Here is a 21,820-nt window from a genome sequence, read left to right as displayed (position 1 = left end):
CCTCCATAAGCCGTCTCGCCCACTCCAAAACTTGACGCATGTTCATCTTCACTCCCGGGGATACCGGCGGTAACGTCCCGGCTCACCCCCGTCGGTAGGAGCTGCCATGCCACGGCGTACCTCACGTATCGCCCCACACAGACTGAGAACTCCCGGCAGACTCGCCGGGTTCCTGAAGACCGCATCCATATGCGTCCTGATTGCTGGTCTTTTGTCCCCACTCACCCAGGCGACCGCAGCAGCCGCCACCGCCTCGAACGACTACTGCGGTGGCCAGTGCTCCGACATCCTGCCGCCGGGTGAGAACGGCAACGCGACCCTCGCGCAGATCCTCCTCAACCAGGCGTTCGGCACCCAGCCCGACCACGCGGAGGACCAGCTCGGCCCCTACTCCAACCTGGCCAAGGGCTACTCCACGCTCACCGACTCGACGATCAACACCTTCTTCAACGACTCGTCGTTCGGGGTCTCTTCCGATCAAGTCGCCTCCACCGAGAAGCCTGCGGGCCGCACCGATGTGACGATCGTCCGCGACAAGAAGGCGGGCGTTCCCCACATCACCGGTACCACCAGATACGGCACGGAGTTCGGGGCCGGGTATGCCGCCGCTGAGGACCGGCTGTGGCTCATGGACGTCTTCCGTCACGTCGGCCGCGGCCAGCTGACCACATTCGCGGGCGGCGCCGCCTCCAACCAGGGCCTGGAGCAGGAGTTCTACCGCAACGCCCCATACTCCGAAGCCGATCTTCAGGCCCAGATCGACAACGCCGTCGCCAACAACGGCGCCCGCGGCCAGCAGGCTCTCGCCGACGCCAACGCCTACCTCGCCGGCATCAACGCCTACATCGACGCCTCCGACAGCGGCCGTTACTTCCCCGGCGAGTACGTCCTCACCGGTCACAAGGACTCCGTCACCAACGCGGGCACCATCGACCACTTCAAGATCACCGACCTGGTGGCGCTGGGCTCCGTCATCGGCTCCCTGTTCGGCGCCGGCGGTGGCGGCGAGGTCAACAACGCGATCTCACTGATCGCCGCCCAGTCCAAGTACGGCGTGGCGGAGGGCACCAAGGTCTGGGAGTCCTTCCGCGAGCGCAACGACCCCGAGGCCGTCCTCACCGTCCACAACGGCGAGAGCTTCCCGTACGCCGCCAAGCCGGACAGCCCCCAGGGCGAGGCCCTGCCCGACGCCGGCTCGGTGACCACGGAACCGCTGGTCTACGACGCGACGGGCACCGGGGCGAGCCAGAGCGCCCAGGCCGCCTCCGCCACGGCGACCACGACCGCCCTCAGCTCCGCCAGGCGCGGCATGTCCAACGCCCTGGTGGTGAGCGGCAAGTACACCGCCAGCGGCCACCCGATCGCCGTCTTCGGCCCGCAGACCGGCTACTTCGCGCCCCAGCTGCTCATGCTCCAGGAGATCCAGGGCCCGGGCATCAGCGCCCGCGGCGCCTCCTTCGCCGGCCTGAGCATGTACGTCGAACTCGGCCGCGGCCAGGACTACTCCTGGAGCGCGACGACCTCCGGCCAGGACATCATCGACACCTACACCGTCGAGCTGTGCCAGGACGACTACCACTACCTGTACCACGGCACCTGCACGGCCATGGACAAGGTCGAACAGACCAACTCCTGGAAGCCGACCACGGCCGACGGCACGGCCGCGGGCTCGTACACGATGAGAGTCTGGCGCACGAAATACGGGCCGGTGGAGTACCGGGCGACCGTCGGCGGCAAGAAGGTCGCGTACACCACCCTGCGCTCGTCCTACATGCACGAGGCCGACTCGATCATCGGCTTCCAGATGCTGAACGACCCCGACTACGTCAAGGGCCCGCAGGACTTCCAGAGCGCGGCGCAGCACATCAACTACACCTTCAACTGGTTCTACGCCGACTCCCAGCACACCGCGTACTACAACAGCGGCAACAACCCGGTGCGCGCGAGCGGCGTCGACGCCGAGTTCCCGGTGTGGGCGCAGGCGGCGTACGAGTGGAAGAACTGGGACCCGACGACCAACACCGCCGACTACACGGCCGCTTCGGCCCACCCCAACTCCATCGACCAGGACTACTACATCTCCTGGAACAACAAGCAGGCCCTCGACTACACGACCGCGCCCTGGGGCGACGGATCCGTGCACCGCGGCAACCTGCTGGAGGACCGGGTGAAGAAGCTGGTCGCGGCCGGCGGAGTGACCCGTACGAAGCTGGTGCAGGCCATGGCGGACGCCGCGCTCGAGGACCTGCGCGCGGAGGACGTGCTGCCGAAGCTGCTCAAGGTCATCAACAGCAGTACGGTGACCGACTCGACGGCCGCGGACGCCGTGAGCAAGCTGCAGGCGTGGGTGACGGCGGGCGCCAAGCGCACCGAGACCTCGGCGGGTTCGAAGAAGTACGCCAACGCCGACGCGATCCGCATCCTGGACGCCTGGTGGCCGCTGCTGGTCAAGGCCGAGTTCCAACCGGGCCTCGGCAGCGACCTGTACACCGCCTTCGGCAACAACCTGCCCGTGGACGAGTCCCCGTCGGCCGCGCACGGGCCCACCGGCTCACACGCGGGAAGCTCCTTCCAGTACGGCTGGTGGAGCTATGTCGACAAGGACATCAGGACCGTGCTCGGTGAGACGGTCAAGGGCCCGCTGGCCGAGAAGTACTGCGGCGGCGGCGTCCTCAGCTCCTGCCGGGACATCCTGATCAGCACCCTGAAGACGGCGGCCGGCACGTCCGCGTCCACCGTCTACCCCGGCGACTCCCTGTGCTCGGCGGGCGATCAGTGGTGCGCCGACTCGATCGTCCAGCGGACGCTGGGCGGCATCAAGCACTACAACATCAGCTGGCAGAACCGGCCCACCTTCCAGCAGGTGGTGGAGTACACCTCTCATCGGTGAGATGTGACATGGCACTGATCGGTGGCATGTGACATAGCACTGGCGGCGGGTCAGCGGATGCGGCCCGCCGCCAGCACCACCTGGGCCAGCTCCCGGTGCACGATGTCGCTGTGTGCACCGGCGGGCGGCCCGCCGTTCTTGACCACGGCCGCGGCGTCGATGTTGACGCAACCGGAGGCGGGCAGGGTGCCGTTGAGGGCGTCCGCGAGCTTGCACGCGTGCGTGCCCGGCACCGCCTGTACGCCGTCGTGCCCCATCGCCCCCCACTTGGCCCCCAGCATCGCCCCGAGGCTGAAGCCCTCGACGCCCTCGGCGGCGCCCTCGACGACCCCCTGCGTGTCGTCCGCCATGCGCGAGGCGAGCGGGTAGATCGTGCCGAGCGCCGAGTCGAAGTGGGAGTAGCAGCACACCAGAGGGCCGTCGATACGGTTCTGCTGGCCCTGCAGAACACCGCCCGCGTGCGCGTCGAACGGCAGCCGGGGCGCGAACGCGTAGTGCGAGAAGGCCCCTTGGAACAGCGTCACCGACTTCACCGTGCGCACACCCTGGGGCAGGCCGCGCAGTGCGAACGACACCAGCCGGCCGCCGAAGCTGTGCCCGACGAGGTGCACGCGCACACCGGGAGCGGAGGCGGCAAGCTGCCCGACCACGCGGCCGAGCCCGCGCTCACCGACGGTGCCCGCGCGCCGCTTCATCGCGTAGTACGTGGCCTGCCGCAGCAGCTCCTTCGCCCCGTCCCAGGGGTTCGGCAGCGAGAAGCCCTCCGGGTCACCACCGGACCGGACGGCCGCCAGTGCTTGCGCGAACTCGTCGCAGAGCGTCGCCGTGTCCCCGGTGAACAGCACCGGCTCGCTCTGCGGGACACCCTCCGCGAGGGTGTCCGCCGCGAACAGCGGCTGGGGCCCGCCCGGTACGAGCTCCACCAGCAGCCGGACCAGCCGCCCGAACTCGTCCAGTTCGTTCTCGGGCCGCTGGTCCAGCATCCGGGCGATCTGGTCGATCACGGTGGCCCGCCCGGGGAACGTCTCCAGCAGTGCATGCCGGGTGTCCTTGTCGAGTGCGGGCGCCGGGGCCGCCTCCGCCTCCATGGCCACCACGGACTTCGGGAAGTCGGGGATCGGCTCGTCGGAGAACCGCATCGACGGCCAGATCACACCCACGTACCCGATCTTCGCCTCTGCCGCGAGCTCCGGGATCGGCGCGAAGAACCCCCGGTAGAGGGCGGTCGCCCCCGAGCGGTCGTTGTTCCAGCCGTGCGCGAAGACGATCAGGTCATGCACCCCGCGTTCCGTGACCTCGGCGAGCAGCCGGTCCCGCTCCCGCCCGTCGACGTCCCCGTCCGCGTCGAAGGTCAGCTCCCAGTAAGGAGTCACGCTCATTGCCGGCTGTGCCATGACTGGCCCCCTCGTCCCCCGTAGCAGTGCGATGTGGGCGCATCGTCCTGCTACCGGCCAAGGATGGCCATACGTCCCGACTCACTTGTAGAGGAGGTATTCCTTTCGAATCCGCCGGAACGCGGCCAACTCCTCCTGCCAGCCCGCCACCACCTCGTCGGTGCTCGCGCCGGCGTCGATCGCGGTACGAACCTGCGTGGAGCCGGTGAGCTTGTCGATCCAGTTGTCCGCCCGCCAACCGAAGCCGCTCCACACCTTCTTGGCGGTCACCAGCAGCGCGATCCCGGTACGCACGGGGTCGTACGCGGCCCGGTCGTACACATGGATCTGCACCCCGCCGATGGTCTTGCCCTGGAACTTGGAGAAGGTCGGGGCGAAGTACGCCTCCCTGAAGTGGACACCGGGCAGGCCGAGTTCGTTCGCCGCGGCCGCCCATCTCCCGTCGATGCCGTCCGCCCCGAGCAGCTCGAAGGGGCGGGTGGTGCCGCGGCCCTCCGACAGGTTCGTGCCCTCGAACAGGCACGTCCCCGAGTACACGAGCGCCGTGTCGGGCGTCGGCATGTTCGGGCTCGGCGGCACCCAGGGGAGCCCGTGGGCGTCGTAGAACTCCGAGCGCTTCCAGCCCGTCATCAGCACGGTTTCGAGCGGCACCGGCGCGGTCAGGAACTCCCCGTTGAACAGCCGCGCCAGTTCGGCGACCGTCATGCCGTGCGCCTGGGATATCGGCTGCCGTCCCACGAAGGTCGCGAACTCCTTGTGCAGCACCGGGCCTTGGGCCGTGCGACCGGTCACCGGGTTCGGCCGGTCGAGGACGACGAAGCGTTTGCCGACCAGCTGGGCTGCCTCCATGCAGTCGTACAGCGTCCAGATGTACGTGTAGAAGCGGGCGCCGACGTCCTGGATGTCGAAGACGACGGTGTCGACGGCGGACGTGGTGAAGATGTCGGCGAGTGGCCGGCCGCTCTTGAGGTACGTGTCGTAGACGGGGAGGCCGGTGGCCGGGTCGTCGTAGCGGCCTTCGGAGCCGCCTGCTTGTGCGGTGCCGCGGAAGCCGTGCTCCGGGCCGAAGACGGCCACCAGGTTCACGCGGGTGTCCGCGTGCATGACGTCGACAATGTGGTGGACGTCATGGGTCACGCCCGTGGGGTTGGTGACGATTCCGACTCTTTGGCCGGCGAGGGGTGCGTAGCCTTCGGCGGAGAGGCGATCGAAGCCGGTGCGAACGCTTTTGCGGGGGGTGGCTGCGGCCGCCGGGGGCGCCATGGTGAAGGGTGTTGCTGCCGTTGTCGCTGCGAGCAGGGCTCGTCTGGATAGGCGCATGGGGTGCACGGTATTGCTCCCGCGGGATGTGGGGAAGGTGCGGGTTCGTTGTGGCTTGTCGCGCCCACGCGGCGGAGCCGCAAATCGATACAGCCCCGCGCCCCTCACCGGCGCTGCCGGCACCCCTTTGCTGTTACATACCGACCGGTTAGTCTGACGTGGCAGCCGGAGCCGCAGTCGAAGGAGACCGATGGTGGGAGCCGTTCAAGATGCTGGTGTGGTCGTCACCGGAGCTGGAGGCGGGATCGGGGCCGCCCTTGCCCGGCGGTTTGCCGCCGAAGGGGCTCGGGTCGTCGTGAACGATCTTGATGCGGGCCGGGCCAAGGCTGTTGCCGAGGAGATCGGTGGTATCGCGGTACCCGGCGATGCCTCCGCGATCGTCGCCGACGCCCGGGATGCGCTCGGGGGGGCCATCGACGTCTACTGCGCCAATGCGGGAGTCGCCTTCGAGGACGCGGGTCCGGGGCAGCCGCTCGACGAGAAGTCGTGGGCCGTCTCCTGGGACGTCAATCTGATGGCCCACGTCCGTGCCGCCCATGAACTGCTCCCGGCCTGGCTGGAGCGTGGCAGTGGCCGCTTCGTGTCCACCGTCTCCGCCGCCGGGCTGCTGACCATGATCGGGGCGCCCTCGTACAGCGTGACCAAGCACGGCGCGTATGCCTTCGCCGAGTGGCTGTCGTTGACCTACCGCCACCGGGGTCTGAAGGTGCATGCCATCTGCCCGCAGGGTGTTCGTACCGACATGCTGACCGCCAGCGGCAGCGCGGGTGACCTCGTGCTGGAGCCGACCGCGATCGAACCGGCGGATGTCGCTGACGCCCTGTTCAAAGGCATCGAGGAGGACCGCTTCCTGATCCTCCCGCACCCCGAGGTCGCCGAGTACTACCAGGCCAGGGCCGCTCATCCCGACCACTGGCTGACCAGCATGAACCACCTCCAGCAGAAGTGGGAGGAGGTACGGTGAGCGACTCCCGCTACGCCGCCCAGCCCTGGCTGGCCCTGCTCGACGAGGCCCGGCTCGGGCCGGTCGAACCCGCCGACTCCCTCGTGCACGCCCTGCGCGCGGTGGTGGCCGAGAGCCCGGACCGCACGGCCCTCGTCTACTTTGACGGGCGGATCACCTACCGCGAGCTGGACGAGCTCAGCGACTCCGTCGCCGGTCACCTCGCCGCCCGCGGTCTGGAGCGCGGTGACCGGGTGGCGATCCTGCTGCAGAACTCCCCGCTCTTCGTGCTTGCCCTGCTGGGTGCGTGGAAGGCGGGCGCGACCGTCGTGCCCGTGAACCCCATGTACAAGTCGGGGGAGGTCGCTCACGTTCTGCGGGACGGTGAGGTGGCGGCGCTGATCTGCTCCGACCGGGCCTGGGAGTCGTATCTGCGGGAGACGGCCGCCGACTCGCCCGTGCGGATCGTGCTCACCGGGTGCGAGTTGGACTTTCAAACGCGTGGGGACGCGCGCGTGCTGAGCTTCGAGCGGTTGCCGCATGCCGAGGACGCCGCCGATCTGGCGACCGTGGCGCGGGCCGGCTACGAGGCGCCCGAGGGGCGGGAGCTCACCCCGTCCGACATCGCGCTGATCAGCTACACCTCGGGCACCAGCGGCACCCCCAAGGGCGCCACCAACACGCACGGCAACATCATGCACAACGCCGAGCAGCAGCGCGTCGGGCTCGCGCTGCCCGAGGCGCCCGTCTACTTCGCCATGGCGCCGCTGTTCCACATCACCGGCATGGTGTGCCAGCTCGTCGGGTGTCTGAACGACGGGGGCACGCTCGTCCTCGCGTACCGCTTCGAGGCGGGTGTCGTCCTCGACGCGTTCGCCGAGCACCAGCCGCACTACACCGTCGGCCCCTCGACCGCCTTCATGGCGTTGGCCGCGCATCCGTCCGTCACCCGCGAGCACTTCTCCTCGTTCCAGGTGATCTACTCCGGCGGGGCGCCGCTGCCGCCCGCACTTGTGGAGAAGTTCCGGGCCGACTTCGGGCCGTACATCCGCAACGGCTACGGCCTGACCGAGTGCAGCGCGCCCTGCGCCTCCGTACCCCCGAACCTCGAAGCGCCGGTGGACCCGGTCTCCGGGACGCTCGCCGTCGGACTGCCGGTCCGGGACGCGATCGTCCGCATCGTCGACGACCAGGGCGCCGAGGTGCCCTTCGGCGAGCAGGGCGAGATCGTCGTCAGCGGGCCGCAGGTCGTGCCCGGCTACTGGCGCCGGCCCGAGGCCAGCGCCGAGACCTTCCCGGGCGGCGAGCTGCGCACCGGCGACATCGGGTTCATGGACGAGCAGGGCTGGCTGTACGTCGTCGACCGCAAGAAGGACATGATCAACGCGTCCGGCTTCAAGGTGTGGCCGCGCGAGGTCGAGGACGTCCTGTACACGCATCCGGCGGTCCGCGAGGCGGCCGTCGTCGGGGTGCCCGACGGGTATCGCGGGGAGACGGTCAAGGCGTACATCAGCCTGCGTCCGGGCGCCGACATGGACCCGGGTGAACTCGCGGCGTACTGCAAGGAGAGACTGGCCGCCTACAAGTACCCGCGGCAGGTGGAGATCCTGCCCGACTTGCCGAAGACGGCGAGTGGGAAGATCCTCCGTCGGGAGCTTCGTTCCCGGCCGCAGGACGGCAAATAGCGCACAGAAGCATGCAGAGAGCTTTGGAAGGCAGGTGGCGGCACAGTGCCCAGGACGACGGACGGTGACGGTACTCCCGTCCCGCAGCGGCTGCTGGCCGCCGCCACCCGGCTCTTCGCCGAGCAGGGCTACGACCGCACCTCCGTGCAGGAGATCGTCGAGGCGGCCGGCGTCACCAAGGGGGCGCTGTACCACTACTTCGGCTCCAAGGACGACCTTCTGCACGAGGTGTACTCGCGCGTGCTGCGCCTCCAGCAGGAGCGTCTGGACGCCTTCGCGGACGCCGACGAGCCCATCGAGAAGCGGCTGCGGGGCGCGGCCGCCGATGTCGTCGTCACGACGATCGAGAACCTCGACGACGCGATGATCTTCTTCCGCTCCATGCACCACCTGAGCCCGGAGAAGAACAAGCAGGTGCGTGCCGAGCGCCGGCGCTACCACGAGCGCTTCCGTGCGCTGGTGGAGGAGGGACAGGAGGCGGGGGTGTTCTCCAAGGCGACCCCGGCCGACCTGGTGGTGGACTACCACTTCGGGTCGGTCCACCACCTGTCGACCTGGTACCGGCCGGACGGGCCGATGAGTCCCCAGGAGGTCGCCGACCACCTGGCGGACCTGCTGCTGCGGGCGTTGCGTCCGTAACGGACACCAATATGCGGTAAGGGGCGGTCGCCTTGGCGACCGCCCCTTACCGCATGCCTTTAGAGGTACTTCTCCTTCAGAGGTACTTCTTCAGCTCCCGTCGCGCCAGCGACCGCTGGTGCACCTCGTCCGGACCGTCCGCGATCATCAGCGTCCGGGCTCCGGCGTACAGCTCGGCCAGCGGGAAGTCCTGGCTGACGCCGCCCGCGCCGTGCAGCTGGATCGCCCGGTCGATGATGTCGACGACCGCGCGGGGCGTGGCGATCTTGATGGCCTGGATCTCCGCGTGGGCGCCCTTGTTGCCGACGGTGTCCATCAGCCAGGCCGTCTTCAGCACCAGCAGCCGCAGCTGTTCCACCGTCACGCGCGCGTCGGCGATCCAGTTGTGCACCACGCCCTGCTGGGCCAGCGCCTTGCCGAAGGCCGTACGGGACACGGCCCGCCGGCACATCAGCTCGATCGCCCGCTCTGCCATGCCGATCAGCCGCATGCAGTGGTGGATACGGCCCGGACCGAGGCGGGCCTGGGCGATGGCGAAGCCGCCGCCCTCCTCGCCGATCAGGTTGGACACCGGCACGCGCGCGTGGTCGAAGATCACCTCGGCGTGGCCGCCGTGGTAGTGGTCCTCGTAGCCGAAGACCTGCATCGCGCGCTTGACCGTGACGCCCGGGGTGTCGCGGGGGACCAGGACCATGGACTGCTGGCGGCGGATGTCCGCGCCGTCCGGGTCCGTCTTGCCCATCACGATGAAGATCTTGCAGTCCGGGTTCATCGCCCCGGAGATGTACCACTTGCGGCCCGTGATGACGTACTCGTCGCCGTCCCGCTCGATGTGCGTGGTGATGTTCGTGGCGTCGGAGGAGGCCACCTCCGGCTCGGTCATCGCGAACGCCGAGCGGATCTCGCCCGCCAGCAGCGGCTCCAGCCACTGCTTCTTCTGCTGCTCGTCGCCGAACTGCGCGAGCACCTCCATGTTCCCGGTGTCGGGCGCCGCGCAGTTCGTCGCCGTCGGCACCAACTGCGGGCTGCGGCCGGTGATTTCGGCCAGCGGCGCGTACTGGAGGTTGGTCAGTCCGGCGCCGTGCTCGGCGTCCGGCAGGAAGAGGTTCCACAGGCCCTGCCTGCGCGCCTCCGCCTTCAGCTCCTCCACCACGGCCGGGGTGTCCCAGGGAGACGCCAGCGCGGCCCGCTGCTCCTCCGCCACCGCCTCGGCCGGGTAGACGTACTCGTCCATGAAGGCGAGGAGTTTGGCGCGCAGTTCCTCGGTGCGCGCGTCGAACGCGAAGTCCATGACAGGTCAGCCTTCCTGCAGAGTGGTCAGGCCGTGCTCGATGAAGACGGGCACCAGGTCGCCGATGCGGTCGAAGCCGCGGCCGACCGTCTGGCCCAGCGTGTAGCGGTAGTGGATGCCCTCGAGGATCACGGCGAGCTTGAACCAGGCGAACGCCGTGTACCAGGAGACGGCCGAGACGTCGCGCCCCGAGCGGGCGGCGTACCGCTCGATCAGCTCGGCGGGAGAGGGGTGGCCGGGGGCCTCGGCGGTCGTGGAGACCGGGGAGTCCGACATGCCCAGCGGCATGCTGTACATCACCAGCAGGCCCAGATCGGTGAGCGGGTCGCCGAGCGTGGACATCTCCCAGTCCAGGATCGCCTTGATCCGGTCGTCCTCACCGATCAGGACGTTGTCGAGGCGGTAGTCGCCGTGCACCACGGCGGGCGCGGGGGACTGGGGGAGATGCCGGCCGAGCGTCGCGTGCAGCTCGTCGATGCCGGCCAGGTCGCGGTTGCGGGAGGCGTCCAGCTGCTTGCCCCAGCGACGCAGTTGCCGGTCCAGGAAGCCCTCGGGGCGGCCGAAGTCCGCGAGGCCCACCTCGGCGGGGTCCACCGCGTGCAGCTCGACCAGGGTGTCCACCAGGGACAGCACGGCGCCCCGGGTGCGCTCCGGGCCGAGCGGGGCGAGCTGGTCGGCCGTGCGGTACGGCGTGCCCTCCACGAACTCCATGACGTAGAACGGCGACCCGAGCACCTCCTCGTCCTCGCACAGCAGCACCGGGCGCGGCACCGGCACATCGGTCGGGTGCAGTGCGCTGATCACCCGGTGCTCGCGCTTCATGTCGTGCGCGGTGGCCAGGACATGGCCGAGCGGGGGCCGGCGAACGACCCACTTGGACGTGCCGTCCGAGACCGCGTACGTGAGGTTCGACCGTCCGCCCTCGATCAGCCGGCCGGTCAGGGGGCCGTGCACCAGGCCGGGCTGCTCCTGGTCGAGCAGGCCGCGCAGCCGGTCGAGATCGAGACCTGGCGGGTGGTCGGGGCTCATCGGGGCTCCTTTGCGGGCGAGAGAACGGTTCCCGACTATGATGCCGACCGGTCGGTATGTCGTCCAGTGGGTGCGGCGAACGTGATCTGAGCCACGATAAGCCGACAGCTCCCCGCCAGGTGGTGCGGGGAGCTGTCGGCAGGCCGGTTCCGGCCGGGTTCAGTGGTCGTCCCAGTGGCCGTCGTGCGGGGCGTGCCGATGGCCGTCGTGCAGGTAGTCGATGTGGTCGCCGTGCAGGACGCTCTCGTGCCCGCAGCCCTCGCCGTGCCGGTGGTCGTGGTCCGCGTGGGGTGCGTGTCCGTCCGGCTCGCACTCGTCCCAGTGGCCGCCGTGCTCGCGGTGCAGATGTCCGTCGTGCGCGTAGTCGACGTGATCCCCGTGCGGCACCTGCGTGTGTCCGCAGTCGGGGCCGTGGGTGTGGGCGTGGGCGGTGTGTTCCAGGTGAAGGGTGGTCATGGGGCTCGCCTTCGGGAATTGCGGGTGATGACGTCGGACAGGGTGCCACGCGAACTGCGCATATCGGACCATTCGGCTTGCGTGGCGCCCGCGCACACCCGAGGGTCGAGCCCATGAAGGCCATCAGCTACGCACGGTACGGCGGACCCGAAGTGCTCGAGTACGGCGAGCTGCCCGACCCGAAGATCGGCCCCGACGCGGTACTCGTCAAGGTCCGCGCGGCTGCCGTCAATCCCGTCGACTGGAAGTGCCGCGAGGGTTACCTCGACGGAATGCTCGACGCCGTCTTCCCGGTGGTGCCCGGCTGGGACGTCTCCGGTGTCGTGGTGCAACCGGGCGTCTCCGTCACGGAGTTCACCGCCGGGGACGAGGTCATCGGGTATGTGCGCGAGGACTTCCTCTCCCGCGGCACCTTCGCCGAGTACGTCGCCGCCCCGGTGCGGACCCTCGCCCGTAAGCCGCGCAACCTCTCCTTCGAGGAGGCGGCCGGGCTCCCGCTGGTGGGGCTCACCGCCTACCAGGTGCTCGTCAAGGCGCTCCAGGTCAAGCGCGGCGAGACCGTCCTGGTGCACGCGGCGGCGGGTGGCGTCGGCTCCGTCGCCGTGCAGCTCGCCCGGCATCTGGGCGCCCGCGTGATCGGCACGGCGAGCGAGGGCAACCACGACTTCGTCCGCGGACTGGGCTGCGAGCCCGTGGAGTACGGCGAGGGGCTGGGCGAGCGGGTGCGCGGGCTGGCCCCCGAGGGTGTGGACGTCGTGTTCGACACCGTCGGCGGCGAGGCCCTGAAGGTCTCGGCCAACCTGCTGGCCCCGGAGGGGCGCCTGGCGTCGATCGCCGACGGCGACGTCGTCGGCTACGGCGGCCGCTACTGCTGGGTGCGCCCGGACGCCGGGGATCTGCTGCGGCTGACCGAGCTGGCGGAGGAGGGGGTGGTGTCCGTGCATGTGTCGGAGACGTTCCCGCTGGAGCGCGCGGCGGACGCGCATCGGCTCAACCAGGAGGGGCGGACGCGGGGGAAGATCGTGGTGACGGTGGAGTGGGAGGTGGAACCGGCCGGTTAGCGGACGCCTGTCGGCAGACCTGGGTCAGAAGAGCAGACTCGGGTCGGAAGAGCAGATCCGGGTCAGAAGACCAGCGCCGCCCCGCACGCTGCCAGGGCCACCGTGCACAGGACTGCTGTCGTGGCGTGCCGGGGGGCCAGCGCCAGCGGGCTGTCGGACGACGCCAGAGCGCTTATGCGGCGGTGGGCGACGAAGAGGAAGCCCAGCCAGAGCGCGCAGCACAGGGCGCAAGCGATGATCCCGACCGCGGAGACCTCGCCGTGCAGCGCGGACTTCGTGGCGAGGACGGCGGCCACGGTGCTCGCCAGCGTCGTACGCCGCCAGGCGAGCCGGGTCCGCTCCGGCTGCAGCCCGGGGTCGCGCTCCCGGCCCGCGCCGGCGTTCACCCCTCCCACCCGACGAGCACGACGACGACCATCGCCACGGCCACGACCGCGACGACGATGCTCAGTACGGCGGGGAACCGCGAGGCCGGCAGATCCTCGCCGCGGCGCATGGCTCGTTCGCAGCGCATCCAGTGGTTGACCGCGCGCAGCGAGCACAGCACGCCCGCCCCGAGCAGCGCGAGCGCGAGGCCGACGCGCCAGGCCCAGCGCAGGTCCGGCAGGAACTGGTCCACCGCGAAGCCGCCGCCGATCAGGGCGAGCGCGGTGCGCAGCCAGGCCAGGAAGGTGCGTTCGTTCGCCAGCGAGAAGCGGTAGTCGGGCGTGCGGCCGTCCTGCCGGACTTGCTCGGGGTCGAACCAGAGCCGGACGTTTCGCGCGAATTCGATCACGGATACGACCTTACCGACCCTGGGGGCTGCCGCCCCCAGACCCCCGCTTCGGCCCTCAAGGGGCCTCGTCCTCAAACGCCGGGCGGGCTGAGGTGCCGTGACCGGTGCTGGATTGCGTACCTCGGAAATCCCTCAGCCGCTCGTATGCCGCCAGGCCGTCCGGCACCCACTCCCACTCCGCCAACCGCCGTTCCACCTCCGCCTCCGGCAGGAAGTCGTGCCAGGCCACCTCCTCGACCTGGGGGCTGACCGGAAGCTCGCAGCGGACCTCGTACACCGCCGACCACCAGGTCTGGCCGGCGCCGTCGTCGTACAGGAACTTGAAGAGGAACCGGGGGGCCGGGAGTCCCGACACGCCCAGTTCCTCCTCGGCCTCGCGCAGCGCCGCGTCGTCGTAGGACTCGCCCGCGCCGACCACTCCGCCGACCCACATGTCGTAGAGGGAGGGGAAGACCAGCTTGGTGGGGGTGCGGCGGTGGACGAAGAGGCGGCCGGCGGTGTCCCGGGCCTGGATGAAGACGCAGCGGTGGCGCAGGCCCTCGGCGTAGGCCTCGCCGCGTGGGGACTGGCCGATGACCTGGTCGTTCTCGTCGACGATGTCGAGGATTTCGTCTGCGGGGGTCGTCATGCCGCCATCCAAGCAGGACGGCGTCAGCTGCGCTGCAGGTCCCGTACCCGCTCCGGCTTTGCCGTGCCGCTCGGCATGCAGGGGTGCAGGCCGAGGAGGACGATGCCTCCGACGATCGCCGCGAGGCCCGCCGCTTCCCAGGCGAGGGCGCCGGTGTCGGTGCGCAGCTGGTCGCCGAGGAAGCCCACACCGCAGAGGATGCCCGCCAGCGGCTGGGCCGCGGTGAGGGCGGGCAGGGACATGCGCAGGGGTGCCGTCTCGAAGGCGCTCTGGACCAGGACCAGGCCCGTGACGCCGAGCACCAGCACGCCGTACGGCTGCCAGCCGGTCACCAGCTCGGTGAGGCCGCCCTGGGAGAAGCGCTCGCCGCTGACCCGGGTGAGGGCGTCCTGGACGCCGTAGAGGAGACCCGCGGCGAGGGCGAGGAGGACAGGGGCGGCGCTCAGGCGGGAGCGCTTGGCGTACGTCGTCAGGAGGAGGGCCAGGCCGGTCATGGCGCCGATGATCAGCCAGTGGCGGAACGGGTCGGTGACCGCGGTGCCGCCCCGCGGCTCGCCCGCGACGATGAAGGCGGTGACGCCGCCCGCGAGCAGTGCGAGGCCGGTCCAGCCCTGGCGGCCCAGTGGCTGTCTGGTCTGCCTGCGGGAGAGGGCGAGAGCGAACAGGAGGTTGGTGGCGAGGAGGGGTTCGACCAGGGAGATCTCGCCCTGGCTCAGGGCGATCGCCCCGAGGACCATGCCCGCCACCATCAACGCGATGCCGCCCAGCCAGCGCGGCACTTGCATCAGGTCGAACAGCAGGCGCGGGGAGAGGAAGTCGCTGAGGGGTGCCCGCTGGGCCGCGTTCTGCTGGAGCACGAATCCGAAGCCCAGGCAGCAGGCAGCGCTCACGGCGAGAATCAGAACCAGAACGGACACGCTGCGTACCTCGAGTCAGATAGGCCGGGCCACGGGGTGCGTAGTGGGTGACTGTAGCGTCCCAGGGCCCGGCTTGCCCCTGGGAGTGCCCGGATCCGGGCCGTCGACTCGGTCACGTTGCCCAGACGATCAAGGGCGGTGAACCGGCCGCCCCGTCATGGTGCGCGGGTGGGGCGGGGTGCGCCATGACGTATGCCACAGGACGAGCGGTGGCATGTGACATACCACTGACGCCGGGGCCGCGGTGGTATGTGACATACCACCGTCGGCGGGGTGGTGGCCGGATCACAAATGCCCCTCCAGTAACGGAAGTTGACGCGAGTAACACCTGTCCCTCCCTTGACGCAAAGTGTTGGCTGGGGGTTTGCTGTGCGTGATCAGTTGACGGCAAACCGAAATCAGGCCAGACCGATACCAGACGTCGAGCCGCGTCGCGTGAGGAAGTTCCGCGGTGTCCCCACCCCCGCCACCCCTCGGCCCGCGTCGCAAACGTGCCGCCCAGACCCTCGACGCCGCCCTGGACGACGCCGAACTCATCGGCGCCCGGTCCGCGTTGACGCAGGGGCGGTGGCAGGCCGCACGGTCGTTGCTCGTGCAGACGGGGGACGACTGGGACCGCCGCGGACACCGGGTCACCGTGCTCGCACGGGAGCCCTACAGCGCCGCCTGGGCCCGGGACTGGCTGCTCGCCGAGCCCGACTCCGCCGACGCCGCCGTACTGCTCGCGCTCGCACTGGTCCAGCGCGCCTTACGGGGCAAGGAGAAACCGGACCGCGCCCGCGAGGCCTGCCGGGACGCCGCCGCCCTGGTGCCCGCCGACCCCACCCCGTGGCTCGGCCTGCTCATGCTGGAGCGCGGGCCGGGCCCGGCCGGGGACATCGAGCGGCTCTTCGCCGAGGTCCGCGGCCGGTACGCCGACCACCACCACGCCCACCACCTGATGGTCGCCCGCCTCGCCGAGCGGCACGCCGACGCCGGCCCGGACCCGCTGCACGAGGTCTACGACTTCGCCAACCGCTCCGCCCTGCACGCCCCCGCCGACTCCCCCCTCGCCATCCTGCCGGTCGTGGCCCACGCCGAGCGCTACCGCGTGCTGGCCGCCGCCGGGCACGAGCCCGCCGACCCCGCAGCCTCCGGCCACTGGAGCGGTCGCCGGGCCCGGCAGGTGATGAAGGCCGCCTTCGACTGGTGGCTGGAGTGGGAGCACGAGGGCCACCCGCGCCGCCTGGTCGACCTCAACTTCCTCGCCCACGCCAAGGTCTGCGAAGGCCGCGGCGCCGAGGCGGCCGCCCTGTTCCACCGCATCGGGGAGCACGCCACCCCCGCCCCCTGGTCGTACCCGGACCGCGATCCGCACTCCGCCTTCCGGGCCGCGCGCGCCACCGCGCTCGGCACGGCATGACACTCCCCACACACTCCCGACCCCGACAGAAGGACGGTCCTCGATGACCACGGGCAGTTCCAGCGCGAGCAGACCGGCCGCGAGCGGCATCAGTACGTATCTGGGGCAGGAGCGCGCCCTGCGCGCCGACCGGCTGGGGGCGGGGGGCCTGCTGCTCTCCGTGCTCGCCGCGACCGCCCCGCTCATGGTGGTCGCGGGTGTCATGCCCACCACATTCGCGGTGATGGGCATCGTCGGGCAGCCGCTGCTCTTCGTCGTCCTCGGCGTGGTGCTGGTCCTGTTCAGCGTCGGCTACGCCGAGATGAGCCGGCACGTCCACAACGCGGGCGCCTTCTACGCGTACATCTCCCGCGGACTCGGCGGCACGGCCGGAGCGAGCGCCGCCCTGGTAGCCCTCGCCGCCTACAGCGCGCTCCAGGTCGGCATCTACGGCATCTTCGGCTTCGAGGTCTCCGGGCTGTTCGTCACGTATGCGCATGTCGACGTGGCGTGGTGGATTCCGGCGCTGGCGGCCGTGGCGGTCGTCGGTCTGCTGGCCTGGCTGAAGATCGACGTCAACGCGCGCGTGCTCGGCGTGCTGCTGGTCGTCGAGGTGATCCTCGTCGTCATCTTCGACGTCGCCTCGATCGCCGACCCCGCCAAGGAGGGCCTGTCGCTGCACGCCTTCAACCCGGACACGCTCACCGGCGCCGGCGTCGGCACCGCGCTGTGCTTCTGCATCGCGGCCTTCACCGGCTTCGAGCAGGCTCCGGTGTACGCGGAGGAGACCAGCCGTCCGCACGTCCTCGTCCCGCGCGTGATGCTTCTCGCGGTCGGCTTCGTCACTGTCTTCTTCGCGATCAGCTCCTGGGCGTACACCGTCGCCACCGGCCCCTCCGCGATCGTCGGCAGCGCACAGAAGCAGAGCGCCGGGCTGCTGTTCTCGCTCACCGAGTCCCGGCTCGGCTCCACCTTCACGGACGTCCTGCACGTCCTGTTCGTGACCGGCATGTTCGCGGCCCTGCTCAGCTTCCACAACGTCGTCGCCCGGTACGCCTTCGCCATGGGCCGCGAGGGGCTGCTGCCGCGGACCTTCGGCCGTACGACGGGCACCAGCGGCGCGCCCGGCACCGGATCGCTGCTGCAGAGCGCGGTGTCCGCGGTCGTCGTGATCGCCTTCGCGGTCGCCGACGACAAGCCGGCCGGCGACCCGACCGCACCCGTCCTGCACCTGTTCACCTGGCTGGGCAACATCGGCGCGCTCGGCGTGATCCTGCTGATGGCGGCGGCCTCCGTGTCGGTGATCGTCTTCTTCACCCGGCGCGGGGCGGCGGGCGCCCAGGCCTGGCGGCTGGTCACCTCCGCGCTCGCCGCCGTCGCGCTGCTCGTGATCGCCGGCTACACGGTCAAGGACTTCGACGTCCTGGTCGGCGCCGGCCCGGACTCGGCTCTGAGCTGGGCGCTGCCCGGCATCATCGGACTCGCCCTCGTCGTCGGCCTGGTCCAGGGCCTGCTGCTGCGCTCCCGCTCGCCCGAGGCGCACGCCCGCATCGGGCTCGGCAACGAAGCGTTCCAGCTGGACAAGGCGGCGCAGGAGGCCTCGTAGGACCGACGGATCGCCGTGGTTTCTGAGAACGCCGTAAGAAGTGATTACGGAACCCTGACGAGCACCCGCGATTCCTGGTCCCGCCGGGGTCGCGGGTGTTCGAATGGATACGTGAACTCCGAACAACCCGAGGAGCCGGGCCAACCGCAGCCGCCGGCGGAACGCGGCACTCCGGTCGGCCGCCGGGTCCTGCTCGGCACCATCGGCCTGGGCGCCCTCGGCGTGGTTGCCGCGCCCACCCTGCAGCGCGCCCTGGAGGGCTTCCTCGGTGCGGCGGCCGACAAGGACCCCACCGGTCTGACCGGCCTGCTGCCCAACGGCGGCGGCTTCCGCTACTACTCGGTCGCCGCCTCCGTGCCGCACCGGAACGCCACGAACTACCGGCTCACCGTCGACGGCCTCGTCGACCGCCCGAAGACCTACACGCTCGACGACCTGCGTGCCCTGCCGCAGACCCGGCTGGTCAAGGACGTCCAGTGCGTCACCGGCTGGCGGGTCCCGGGCACGCCCTTCGAGGGGGTGCGGCTGTCCCGGCTGCTGGACGCCGCGGGAGTGCGCTCCACTGCCGGGGCGGTCCGCTTCACCTGCTTCGACGGCACGTACACCGAGAGCCTCACCCTCGACCAGGCCCGCCGCTCCGACGTCCTGGTCGCGCTGCGCATGCAGGACAAGAACATCGGCCACAACCACGGCGGCCCGGTCCGCCTCTACGTGGCGCCCATGTACTTCTACAAGTCCGCCAAGTGGCTGTCCGGCATCACCGTCACCGAGGACGTGAAGCCGGGCTACTGGGAGGACCGGGGCTACGACGTCGACGCCTGGGTCGGTCACTCGAACGGGCGGGACGATGAGCCTACGAGCTGAGGCGCACACGCCGCCGGTCGCCGAGATCCGCCGGTTCGGCCCCGTCCAGCGCTGGGTGCACCGCACGACGGCCGCACTGATGGGCGTGTGCGTGGTGACCGCGGCCTTCCTCTACATCCCGCAGTTCGCCGAACTCGTCGGCCGCCGCGAGCTGGTGGTCCGCGTCCACGAGTGCGCCGGGCTCGCCCTGCCCGTACCCGTCCTGGTGGGCCTGGTCTCCCGCTACTTCCGCGCCGACCTGGGGCATCTGAACCGCTTCGGCCCGCACGACAGGGTCTGGCTGCGCGCGGCCCTGCGCCGGGACAAGCGGCGCTCGTCGCGTCCGGCGGCGAAGTTCAACGCCGGGCAGAAGATCTACGCCGCCTGGATCGCCGGGGCCACGCTGGTGATGCTCGGCACGGGCCTGATCATGTGGTTCACCCACCTCACCCCGCTGATGTGGCGCACCAGCGCGACCTTCGTCCACGACTGGCTGGCCCTCACCATCGGCATCGTCCTCGCCGGGCACATCGGCATGGCGATCGGGGATCCGGAGGCGCGCAGCGGACTACGGACCGGGAAGGTGAGCCGGGAGTGGGCCGAGCGGGAGCACCCCCTGTGGCGTCCCTGAGGGTGCCTCCGGCGAGGGGACGGTGGGTGCTGCGACCGTGAAGGCGTTCTTGAGGCGTGCCTCGGTGTTGCCGTACCGGACGACCACCTCCACCGACTGCGGATAGCCGCCTGAGTGCTCCGCGGGATGTGCCGCTATTGGCAGTCGATCGCCTGCGGGCCCGTCGTGGCTGGTCGCGCAGTTCCCCGCGCCCCTTTGGGGCGCTGCCGCACCGCATAGGGACGGAACGACGGCGGACAGCACCAGTTCGTCGCCCGTCTGCGACCGCAGTACGGGCGGCCCAGCGAGTTGCTGCCCGCCGATGAACACGCTCCCGAACCGCAGCAGTTCGGCGTGGTCGAAGAAGGTGCCCCGCAGCTCGATGGCGACCGTGTCGCCCGGCTGCGCCTCGCCGTCGCCGCCGGTGTCCACACCCGCGATCCGGTAGGCGCAGGCGGGCGTGCCACGCGAGGAGGTCTTCAACTGCACAGTGGCGCCCGGGTGTTGCCGGTGGAAGTCCAGCAGCCCGCCGAGCACGGCGTAGGCGGCACGGCCCTTGCAGGCGTCGATCCTGCCCGCGAGAACGGTGTACTCCCGGGCCGCGGTGTCCCAACTGCCGCCCCGGCCCTGGACGGCGAGGCAGGCGGTGGCCAGAGCGCGCAGCACTCGCCACTCGGGGTCCGCGGAGACCGACGGGATCACCTTGAGGGCGGCCCGGCACTGGGCGGGGTCGCGCAGCTTGTCGTAGACGCTCGACGGGTCCGGTGCGGCGTCCGCGTCGGGCGAGACGGGGCCCGGCGGGAGCCAACCGGGGCTCAGGAGGGGCCTGTTGCTGGGGGAAGCGGTGGGCGAGGTGCTCGGGGACGGTGCGGCGGTTCCGGCGGTGTGGCGCGGACTGCTCGGGCCGACCGTGCCGCGCGCCTCCCCGGCGGGTGACGTGCGGGGAGTGGGGGAGACGGGTGACGCATGGGTACGGGGGCTGTCCGACGGCCCGGCCGTCACGATCGTGCCCTCCCGGCCCCCTCCGCCCTGCGTACCACTCCCGTCACCGCCGAAAGCCGCGAAGGCCACCGCCACCGCCCCGACCACGAGCAGCCCCGAGACACGCATCCCGAGGGAAACCGCCATGACGCCCCCCGACCCCCAGCACCCCTGGAGGACATGTCCAGGGGCCTCCCCATCATCGGGCCGCACGGGCCCACGGGGAACCCACCGAGCGGTATAGCGCCCCTTAAGGGGCGCGGGGAACTGCGCGACCAGCCCCCACAGACCCGCAGACAACACACCGCCCATCCAGCGAAGCGTTACGCACCGAAGTCCAGCAACACCTTGCAGGAACGGCTCCGGTCCGCGGCCAAGGCAAAGGCAGACTCGGCCCCCCGGACCGGAACCACCGCACTGACCAGCCCGTCGAACGCCGGCTCGGCGGCCAGCAGCGCCAGCGCCTCGTCGAACTCCGCGTCGAAGCGGAACGCTCCCCGCAGTTCGATCTCCCGGCTCACGACCAGGTTCCCGGCGAACGGACTCGGCCCGGGCGGCAGCATCCCGAGCTGTACGACGACCCCGCCGCGCCGCACCAGACGCAGACACGTGTCGAGACCCGCGGCCACCCCGGACGCCTCGACGGCTGTGTCCACCTCGTACTCCTCGGACGGCCACCCGGTATCGGCCGGATCGTCGGCCCGTACGAGGGTGTCGGCGCCCGCGAGACGCGCGTACTCCAGGGCCGCCGGGAGGAGGTCGGTGACCGTCACCCGTGCGGCGCCCGCCGCCTTCGCCGCCGCGACCACGAGACAGCCGATGGGACCGGCGCCGGTGACCAGGACATGCCTGCCGCGTACGTCTCCGGCCCGCCGTACCGCATGCAGGGCGACGGACAGGGGCTCGGCGAGCGCCGCCCGGCGCAGCTCCAGTCCCTCCGGGAGCGGCCTCAACTGCTCAGCAGGTACGACGACTTGGCCCGCGAACCCGCCCTGTACGTGCGGGAAGCGCGCCGCGCTGCCGAGGTAGCGGGTGTCCCGGCAGACGTTGCGCCGCCCGTCCGCGCACTCGGGGCAAACGCCGCAGGGGGTCGCCGGGTGCACGGCAACGGCCGTACCGACGGCGGGACTTGAGGGAGCCGGGGAACCGTATGCCACGACCGTCCCGACCACCTCGTGCCCCAGCAGCATCGGCTCCTTCAGACGGAAGTCGCCGACCCCGCCGTGGAGCCAGTAGTGCAGGTCGGAGCCGCAGACGCCGCCGTAGCGGACGGCGATCAGGGCCTCGCCGGGGCCCGGCTCCGGGACCGGCAGCTCCTCGACCCGCAGGTCGTCCTGACCGTGGATCACACAAGCCAGCACCATGGAAGCC

The 21,820-nt window shown here is 70.7% G+C and carries 20 protein-coding genes; 9 read left to right on the top strand and 11 right to left on the bottom strand.

Annotated elements, in window-relative coordinates:
* Positions 1–106 precede the first annotated feature (106 nt).
* Positions 107–2,890, top strand: a complete 2,784-nt coding sequence (locus tag ACFY10_RS36980) for a penicillin acylase family protein (RefSeq protein WP_390669653.1) — start codon at positions 107–109, stop codon at positions 2,888–2,890.
* A gap of 50 nt (positions 2,891–2,940) precedes the next feature.
* Here ACFY10_RS36980 and ACFY10_RS36975 read toward each other — a convergent pair whose 3' ends face one another.
* Positions 2,941–4,284, bottom strand: a complete 1,344-nt coding sequence (locus ACFY10_RS36975) for a serine-threonine protein kinase (RefSeq protein WP_390669652.1) — start codon at positions 4,282–4,284, stop codon at positions 2,941–2,943.
* An 81-nt stretch (positions 4,285–4,365) separates the two neighbouring features.
* Positions 4,366–5,604, bottom strand: a complete 1,239-nt coding sequence (locus tag ACFY10_RS36970) for an exo-beta-N-acetylmuramidase NamZ domain-containing protein (RefSeq protein WP_390669651.1) — start codon at positions 5,602–5,604, stop codon at positions 4,366–4,368.
* Positions 5,605–5,794: 190 nt separating this feature from the next.
* Here ACFY10_RS36970 and ACFY10_RS36965 point away from each other — a divergent pair, with 190 nt between their 5' ends.
* From ACFY10_RS36965 to ACFY10_RS36955, 3 genes are read left to right on the top strand one after another with little or no spacing between them, the layout of a single operon-like run.
* The gene (locus tag ACFY10_RS36965) at positions 5,795–6,568 is read left to right on the top strand and encodes an SDR family oxidoreductase (protein WP_390669650.1); all 774 of its coding nucleotides are present in this window, start codon (positions 5,795–5,797) and stop codon (positions 6,566–6,568) included.
* Positions 6,565–8,232 carry a class I adenylate-forming enzyme family protein gene (locus ACFY10_RS36960; protein ID WP_390669649.1) on the top strand — a complete coding sequence of 556 codons (1,668 nt, stop codon included), beginning with the start codon at positions 6,565–6,567 and terminating at the stop codon, positions 8,230–8,232. The genes ACFY10_RS36965 and ACFY10_RS36960 overlap by 4 nt, the downstream gene beginning before the upstream one ends.
* A gap of 45 nt (positions 8,233–8,277) precedes the next feature.
* Positions 8,278–8,871, top strand: coding sequence for a TetR/AcrR family transcriptional regulator (locus ACFY10_RS36955; protein WP_099927728.1), 594 nt, complete (start codon positions 8,278–8,280; stop codon positions 8,869–8,871).
* A 76-nt stretch (positions 8,872–8,947) separates the two neighbouring features.
* On the opposite strand, the gene ACFY10_RS36950 is transcribed toward ACFY10_RS36955, so the two are convergent.
* The 3 genes from ACFY10_RS36950 to ACFY10_RS36940 all read right to left on the bottom strand — a co-directional run bounded on the left by ACFY10_RS36950 (position 8,948) and on the right by ACFY10_RS36940 (position 11,647).
* Complete coding sequence (locus ACFY10_RS36950) at positions 8,948–10,162, bottom strand: acyl-CoA dehydrogenase (RefSeq protein ID WP_390669648.1); 1,215 nt, start codon at positions 10,160–10,162, stop codon at positions 8,948–8,950.
* Positions 10,163–10,168: 6 nt separating this feature from the next.
* Positions 10,169–11,191: a phosphotransferase family protein gene (locus ACFY10_RS36945; RefSeq protein ID WP_390669647.1), complete on the bottom strand. Its 1,023-nt coding sequence runs from the start codon at positions 11,189–11,191 to the stop codon at positions 10,169–10,171.
* 159 nt (positions 11,192–11,350) lie between these two features.
* Positions 11,351–11,647 (bottom strand): hypothetical protein, encoded by a 297-nt coding sequence (locus tag ACFY10_RS36940; RefSeq protein WP_390669645.1) that lies wholly within the window; start codon positions 11,645–11,647, stop codon positions 11,351–11,353.
* Positions 11,648–11,760: 113 nt separating this feature from the next.
* Here ACFY10_RS36940 and ACFY10_RS36935 point away from each other — a divergent pair, with 113 nt between their 5' ends.
* Entirely contained in the window at positions 11,761–12,708 is a 948-nt protein-coding gene (locus ACFY10_RS36935) for an NADP-dependent oxidoreductase (RefSeq protein WP_390669644.1), read from the top strand.
* Between the two features lie 62 nt (positions 12,709–12,770).
* On the opposite strand, the gene ACFY10_RS36930 is transcribed toward ACFY10_RS36935, so the two are convergent.
* The 4 genes from ACFY10_RS36930 to ACFY10_RS36915 are packed head-to-tail and all read right to left on the bottom strand — an operon-like array spanning position 12,771 to position 15,028.
* Positions 12,771–13,094: a DUF202 domain-containing protein gene (locus ACFY10_RS36930; protein ID WP_390669643.1), complete on the bottom strand. Its 324-nt coding sequence runs from the start codon at positions 13,092–13,094 to the stop codon at positions 12,771–12,773.
* Positions 13,091–13,483 carry a YidH family protein gene (locus ACFY10_RS36925; protein WP_390669642.1) on the bottom strand — a complete coding sequence of 131 codons (393 nt, stop codon included), beginning with the start codon at positions 13,481–13,483 and terminating at the stop codon, positions 13,091–13,093. Before ACFY10_RS36925 ends, ACFY10_RS36930 begins: the two co-directional genes overlap by 4 nt.
* 55 nt (positions 13,484–13,538) lie before the next feature.
* The gene (locus ACFY10_RS36920; protein WP_390669641.1) at positions 13,539–14,111 is read right to left on the bottom strand and encodes an NUDIX hydrolase; all 573 of its coding nucleotides are present in this window, start codon (positions 14,109–14,111) and stop codon (positions 13,539–13,541) included.
* 23 nt (positions 14,112–14,134) lie between these two features.
* Positions 14,135–15,028, bottom strand: coding sequence for a DMT family transporter (locus tag ACFY10_RS36915; RefSeq protein ID WP_390669640.1), 894 nt, complete (start codon positions 15,026–15,028; stop codon positions 14,135–14,137).
* 451 nt (positions 15,029–15,479) lie between these two features.
* Here ACFY10_RS36915 and ACFY10_RS36910 point away from each other — a divergent pair, with 451 nt between their 5' ends.
* The 4 genes from ACFY10_RS36910 to ACFY10_RS36895 all read left to right on the top strand — a co-directional run bounded on the left by ACFY10_RS36910 (position 15,480) and on the right by ACFY10_RS36895 (position 19,489).
* Entirely contained in the window at positions 15,480–16,430 is a 951-nt protein-coding gene (locus ACFY10_RS36910; protein ID WP_390669639.1) for a hypothetical protein, read from the top strand.
* Positions 16,431–16,473: 43 nt separating this feature from the next.
* Entirely contained in the window at positions 16,474–18,015 is a 1,542-nt protein-coding gene (locus tag ACFY10_RS36905) for an APC family permease (RefSeq protein WP_390669638.1), read from the top strand.
* A gap of 111 nt (positions 18,016–18,126) precedes the next feature.
* Positions 18,127–18,879, top strand: coding sequence for a molybdopterin-dependent oxidoreductase (locus tag ACFY10_RS36900; RefSeq protein WP_390669637.1), 753 nt, complete (start codon positions 18,127–18,129; stop codon positions 18,877–18,879).
* Positions 18,863–19,489, top strand: a complete 627-nt coding sequence (locus ACFY10_RS36895; protein ID WP_390669636.1) for a cytochrome b/b6 domain-containing protein — start codon at positions 18,863–18,865, stop codon at positions 19,487–19,489. Before ACFY10_RS36900 ends, ACFY10_RS36895 begins: the two co-directional genes overlap by 17 nt.
* Here the strand turns inward: ACFY10_RS36895 and ACFY10_RS36890 are convergent.
* Entirely contained in the window at positions 19,427–20,596 is a 1,170-nt protein-coding gene (locus ACFY10_RS36890) for a hypothetical protein (protein WP_390669635.1), read from the bottom strand. The two genes, ACFY10_RS36895 and ACFY10_RS36890, sit on opposite strands and share 63 nt — an antisense overlap.
* A gap of 176 nt (positions 20,597–20,772) precedes the next feature.
* Positions 20,773–21,813, bottom strand: a complete 1,041-nt coding sequence (locus ACFY10_RS36885; protein WP_390669634.1) for an L-idonate 5-dehydrogenase — start codon at positions 21,811–21,813, stop codon at positions 20,773–20,775.
* Between the last annotated feature and the right edge of the window lie 7 nt (positions 21,814–21,820).

This window comes from Streptomyces sp. NPDC001401 (genome assembly GCF_042895385.1).
In the GTDB taxonomy this organism is placed as follows: Bacteria; Actinomycetota; Actinomycetes; order Streptomycetales; family Streptomycetaceae; genus Streptomyces.
This window is presented reverse-complemented; position numbering and strand designations above follow the sequence as displayed.